This is a genomic window from Sphingomonas sp. Leaf62 (genome assembly GCF_001421915.1).
In the GTDB taxonomy this organism is placed as follows: Bacteria; Pseudomonadota; Alphaproteobacteria; order Sphingomonadales; family Sphingomonadaceae; genus Sphingomonas.
In genome coordinates this window covers 25,971-31,925 of the sequence record NZ_LMLN01000008.1, presented here as the reverse complement: position 1 = coordinate 31,925, position 5,955 = coordinate 25,971, and the positions used below count along the sequence as shown (strand labels likewise).

At 65.8% G+C, this 5,955-nt stretch carries 5 protein-coding genes; all 5 read right to left on the bottom strand.

Annotated features, from left to right (window positions below; genetic code table 11):
- Window positions 1–100: 100 nt before the first annotated feature.
- Window positions 101–898, bottom strand: a complete 798-nt coding sequence (locus ASE91_RS05510) for a DNA adenine methylase (RefSeq protein ID WP_082453839.1) — start codon at window positions 896–898, stop codon at window positions 101–103.
- A gap of 362 nt (window positions 899–1,260) precedes the next feature.
- Window positions 1,261–2,304, bottom strand: a complete 1,044-nt coding sequence (locus ASE91_RS05505; RefSeq protein WP_056623675.1) for a hypothetical protein — start codon at window positions 2,302–2,304, stop codon at window positions 1,261–1,263.
- Complete coding sequence (locus ASE91_RS05500; protein ID WP_056623673.1) at window positions 2,301–5,282, bottom strand: putative Ig domain-containing protein; 2,982 nt, start codon at window positions 5,280–5,282, stop codon at window positions 2,301–2,303. Before ASE91_RS05500 ends, ASE91_RS05505 begins: the two co-directional genes overlap by 4 nt.
- Window positions 5,283–5,312: 30 nt before the next feature.
- Window positions 5,313–5,471 carry a hypothetical protein gene (locus ASE91_RS19235; protein ID WP_156357691.1) on the bottom strand — a complete coding sequence of 53 codons (159 nt, stop codon included), beginning with the start codon at window positions 5,469–5,471 and terminating at the stop codon, window positions 5,313–5,315.
- A 58-nt stretch (window positions 5,472–5,529) separates the two neighbouring features.
- Window positions 5,530–5,955 (bottom strand): hypothetical protein (locus ASE91_RS19900; protein ID WP_235530344.1); only part of this gene is annotated, 426 nt, incomplete at its 5' end.

Here is a 5,955-nt window from a genome sequence, read left to right as displayed (position 1 = left end):
ACCGGCGGACATTCCGTCCGCCGCCGGCATCGTCGAGGGCGCGGAAAACCGCGAGTTTGCGAACTTGCGCAAACCCGCGATACCCGTGCTGTACCCCCACTCAGCGGGGGCGGTTGCGGATGATCAGCTCGGTTACCTTCGTGCCGGCACGGGCGGCATGCCCCGAGACCGTCCACGTCGTGGCGACTTCCTCGATCGCGAAACGAGCGAACGTCTCCCGGATCAGCGGCGTGTCGTTAATCGACAGCACGAAGCTGCCGGCGATCGTGTCCAGTCGGTCCGCCAGCGCCCGGTACTGGTCCGGTCCGAAATCCAGCCCGTACCCGGTGGTCTCATGATACGGCGGGTCGAGGTAGAAGAGCGCGTCCTTACTGTCGTACCGGCCGATCAGCTCGACGGCATCGAGCTGCTCGATCGTCACGGGCGCGAGGCGCGCGCTCAGCCGCCGCAGATCGGCGCGGAGCCGGGCGTGGTCGAAGCGCGACGACTGGTCGCGCCGCAGGCCGAACGTCCGGCCGACGACCTTCCCGCCGAAGCCGAGCCGCTGAAGATACAGGAAGCGGACCGCGCGCTCGATATCGGTGAGCGTCGACGGGTTGGTCGTCCGCATCCGATCAAAATCGGCCCGGCCGGCGAACAGGTACGCCATCTCGTCGACGAACGGCTCGTAATGCCGGCGTACGATCCGGAAGAGGTTGGCGACGTCGCCCGACAAGTCGTTGATGACCTCGACCGATGCAGGGCGGGCACGGCGCAGGAATATCCCGCCCATGCCGACGAATGGCTCGATATAGGCCTTGTGAGGAATAGTCTCGATGATCGCGCAGATGCGCTTGGCGAGGTTGCGCTTGCCGCCGAGGTAGGGGGCCGGCGGGCAGGCGATAGGCAAATCGGTCAAGGTCAGCTTCTTCCTGGAGAAGCACGTCGGTCAGGCCGCGCTGGTGTCGCCGCGACAAGCGGCGAGGGTCGCAACCCTTCGGACCTCCGGACATGCTGGTCCGAAGGTTCGAAGGATGGCGACGAGGAAGGAAGCTGTCGGGGTGGCCTTCGGGGATACGTTGGCGGGCCACCTAGTCCACCACCCGAAACCGGGTGGCTAACCGCGCAGTCAAAGGCGGCTGCGCCCTGCGTATTCCCCGAAGGTTTTCTATTTCGCAGGCCACCCGGCGAAGCCGGTAGCCTTTGAACCGCGCGCGCGGGCTGATCCTAACGGTTAGGTTCGAACCAGCTCGCTCGCTATGCCCTGCCGGGCGAGGTGCCTCAAGAGGCGATCGCGGACCCGTCGATCACGATCCGGAAGCGCGTCGACGCGCCGATCGCCAGCGTGCCGATATCGAAGCAGACGTGAATCGAATCGTCACCCTTGCGCTTCGTGCCGACCGGCAGCGCCTTGATCGCATAGGGATCGAGCGTCGGCGGGACGGCGATCGCCAGCCCGATCGTCGCACGCGGGTCGTCGCTGCCGACCAGCAGCACGCGATCGCCCGCCATCGTCGCCCGCGCGCGACCGCGCTCCACGACTTCGTTGACGGTCTCATATGCACCGGGCTGGTCGAAATCGATCAGGCGCATGTAGCGCAGGTCGGCCAGATCCGCGCCGGTGCCGTTCGTCAGCTGGACGTCGATCAGGATACGCTTTCCCTCGACCGAGATCCGCTGGTCGACGCCGATCTTGTCGTCCGTGGTACCGACGAAGCGGATCGCTTCGGCCTCGGCCGACACGGTGCCGTCGATCTGGTGGTAGCCGGTCAGCAGCGCCGAGGCCGACTGGACCCGCATCCCGCCGGCGCGGTGCGCGGTGACGAAGCCCTCGACCGAGCGACCGTACAGGACTGCATCGCCCATCAGCGGGTCCGTCGCGTGGCAGAAGATGCCGCCGCGCAGGAAGCCGCGACCGGCATCGGTCGGGATGCCGGCCGGCAGCGGACCGGCGGTACCGAAACTGCCGAGGCTACCGACGCCGAGCAAATAAAAGTCGGTCAGCAGGAAAGCTTCGAGCCCGCCGGCCGGCGTGGTGAAGGTGCCGGTGCGGACCTTGGTCGCCGGCGTCGGGGATGGTGCCGGCGTGGGCGCTGGCGGCTGCTCGATGACAGGCGCGGTTGCACTGTAGGTGGTACCTTCGACAAGGTAGAGACACTCGACGGCCGGGAAGAAGCATACCGATGTACCCCAGCGATAGGCGAACTTGCGCTTCTTCGCGTCCCACACGCCATCGGTTGCTTTCAGCGGCGCGCCGAATTTGATCAGCTGACCGGGCTTCAGGTCGATGGTCTTGCCGTGGACGGCTTTCAAAGTATCGGTCATGCGAGGCTCCACTTGTTGGTAAGGTCGGTGCGGATCTGCGCACCCTGCTCGTCGGTGATCGCGGCGTTGAAGGCGAGGAACTGCGCGATATCGCCGTGGAAGGCGGTGGTCGGGTACCGGCCTTCGGTGCTGGTGCCGCCCTGCGCGTTGCCGAGGTTCATCCGCGCGGCACTGGTCCAGACGGTTGGCGAGGTGTGATCGGCGTTGTCGATAACCTTCACGCCGTTGACCCACGCGTCGCTCTTGCCGGCCTTGTGGCGCAGCATGACGAGGTACCAGACGTTCTCGTTCAGGGTGCCAAGCGAGAGGTCCGCGGTCGACTGCGACGTCGTACCGAACCGGAACGAGCTTGCCGATCCCGAACGGCGGACGAGCCCAACGACCCGCGCAACCGCGGTACCGATCTGCTCGCTCCAGCCACCGATAACGCCGGTGAAGGCCGCGGTTGGTTTGAACAGGAAAACGAGCGTGAATTCCGGGTCAGTGCCTTGGAGGACGCTGCTCACCGGCACGTTCTGATCAGACTCGAGCACCGTGCTGGCGACACCACTCGATCCGCGGGTGAAGCCGACAACCGATCGGCCGCCGAGCTGGCTCGACTTGCGCTGTGGCACCAGTGAGACCGTCGCTGCCTTCGCGAGATTGCCTGCCCCTCGCGCGGGATCACCGGCATTGGCACCAGCAACCATGACCGGGTTGCCCCACGTCGGCACGTCGCCGGTCGCGTTGGCGAACATGGCGTCCCGGCTTGCATCGAAGTCAGCGATGAGGCTGGCGAGCGACTGGTAGGCGTACGTCTGATCGACCGGCTTGGCGACGACCGCCAGCACGAAGTCCTTGAACTCCGACTGCCCGACACTGTTGGTGGCAGTGATGCGGATCGTACGATTGCCGACCGCGTCACTGGTCGTGCCGGTCAGCTTGCCGGTGGTGTTGCTGAATACCAGTCCGGTCGGCAGCGCGCTGAACGTAATGGTGGTCGACGGATTGGTACCGTCGGTGACCAGAATGCCGAAATCGATCAGCTTGTAGATGTCGATGTCGACGGCAACGCCTTGCGTGACCGAGAAGTTGGACACGTTGATTTTCGGGCCGACCTCGAGAACGAAACGATGAACGTCCGACGAGTAGCCCGGCTCGTCGGCGTAGCGGCCGAACTGCACACGCCCGGGGGTGCTCGTGCTGCCACTGACCGACGGGGTGGTCTTGTTCAGGGTAATGCCCGGCGGCGCGTCGTCGTACAGTTCGCCGTTGATCGAGCCGCCCGGCTCGTTCGCCTCGCACATCAGCGCCTGCATATCCTCGTTGACCGCGCGTCCCCACAGGGCCGTCGTGCTCGGCAACGCCACGTTGAACGACGCGCCGGCGGCAACCTGAATCAGGACCGGTGCCGCCAGCGCCTTGAAGTGGCCGTTCTTTGCAAAGGCGCGCCACCAGCTGATGACGTAGAGGCTCTCACCCGCCGGGCGGGTGACGTTGTACATGTGAGCCGTCCAGATCATGTGGTAGGCGTTGCGGAGAACGGCGGTACCTTCGGTGTCGAAGGTGAACTGCAGTACGCCGTTCCAGTAATATTCCAGCCAGCCCGCCTCGGTCATCTTGATCGCGAACTTGTGCGGGACCGACCAATCCGGAGCGATCGCCGTCGGGCTTCCCTTCGACCGGGTGGTCGAGCGCGTACCGTTGAACCAGACGTTGTTGTTGAACTCGATCTCGCGGCCGTCGCCGGCACCGTCGGGATGCGAACCGGCTTCGACATCACCCTCGATGTCGTTCACCGTGAAGCTGATCCGCTGCATGATCCAACCGGTCATGTGATCGCGGGCGTTGGCGAACCGCTGCTCTTCCCATTCGAACACGCCGGGTGCCCGCAACAGAGTGCGCAGCGCGGTGGTCAGCATCGAGGACAGGACAGACTTGTTGTTGCGGGAGACGTGAAGCGCCTCGTCACCGACCATGTCGCGCTGCTTCAGCCTGAGCTTCCCGCCGGTCTGCGTGATCATGTCCGCCATGGACGCGACCGGTTTGCCCCGGTTCGAGTTGTTGTACCCGGTGAAGTTCGGGTCGGCGTCGTATCCGCCCAGCCCTTCACTGCTGCGCGGTCCCTGACCAGCGGCCGGGATCAGGTAGTCGCCGCGAGTGGAGGTGTACGGGTTGAATCGGTCCTTTGCCGCCGGGCCGATGATCAGGAGTGGACCGTTGAAGTCGTCGCCGGTGGTCAGGATCATGCCCGCCATCGGTCCATCATTCGCGATCGCGCCGATCGCCATGCCGGCGATCGTCTCGGGCGTGCCGGACGCATCGTCGTTGATCAGTGTGATGGTCTTGCGGGCGCTAAGCGGCAGTCCAGCGAGAGCAGCGTCGATGACGATCGTCTCGTCCACCTCGACGGTGGTGTCCCCGACGACCGAAATGTCGAAGGTGACCGACGACGCGTTCGCCGGAATGGTGACGCTGGTGGGCGCGGAATAATCCAGCCCGGCCGATGCCGTACCGGAATAGGCTAGGTTTACCGTCAGCGGCCCGGTCAGGCCGTTACGTACGACGTTCAGCGTGTTGCTGACCGATTGCGTCCCGCTGTTGCCCTCGACGATCGAGACAACGGTGACGACGAACGCCAGCGATGGTGCCAGCGCTGCCGGCATACCGCCGAGCGGAAGGACTGCACGAAAGGTCAGTCGAACCGGCTGCTGCTTCACGCCGTCGGGCGACGTCGCGATGATGACGATCGAGTACGACGTGCCGGACATGGCAGCGCCAGTCCCGCGCAAGATCCGGTCACCCGAAAGGACCAGTTGCCCGGGTACCGTCCCGGCAACCTCGAACGTAGAACCGCCGCCGAACGGATCGACGAGTTTCGCGATCAACGTGCCCGGCATCAGGTCGTAGGCGAACTGCGAGGTGCGAACGGTTACCCGCTGGCCCTCCGGAAGGCTGACGTCGAGCCCCGGGACGTTGGGGTTCAGGATATTGTCCATGGTCGTTCCGATCGTGAATTCGGGAGGGGATCAGCAGCCGGCCGGGGTGGTGCCGGTGCGCAGGATCGTGTCGGTGCAGGTCCGCTCCTGACGGACCGCAACAGCGCGCACGTTGCCGCGGCCGACGGCGGCAACGGCTTCAGCGAACCGCTCCAGCAGCTCGGCGAGGAAGGCTTTCGGGACCGACACCAGCTCACCCGTCTGCGGGGCGGCCAGCGGTGTGATTGTCTCCGTCCGGGTCAGTGCCTCAGGGAGCGGGGGAAGTTTCGCCCGCTCGGTTCGCGCGAGCGATGCTCGCATTGAGGTCGTCGCGCAGCCGGTCGACAGGCACGACAGGAGGAGCAGCGCCGGCAACAGCCGGCGGAGTGGCGTCGAGTGCATCGCGCAGATCCTTGATGGTGGAGCGGAGAAGGGTTTCGGACAGCGCGTCCGCGCGCGCGGTCCGGTCGGCGATCGCGATCGTCACCTCGGCCGCGAGGCGCTCGTCAGCCCGCGCCTCGGCAGTACGCTCGCGGTGCTGTTCGCCGATCGCGACCCGGGCGCTGGCACCGCCGGCGGTCCGGCCGGAGCGATAGACCATCCCGATCGCCAGCCAGATCGCGCCGGCGATCGCCAGCACGACGGCGGCGATCGCCACCGGCTTCGCGGCGCGGGTTGGCACCCCGAACCCAAT

Coding starts and splice junctions, on each gene's coding strand:
- ASE91_RS05500 (WP_056623673.1), bottom strand. CDS start 5,282: ATGGACAATATCCTGAACCCCAACGTCCCGGGGCTCGACGTCAGCCTT.
- ASE91_RS05505 (WP_056623675.1), bottom strand. CDS start 2,304: ATGACCGATACTTTGAAAGCCGTCCACGGCAAGACCATCGACCTGAAG.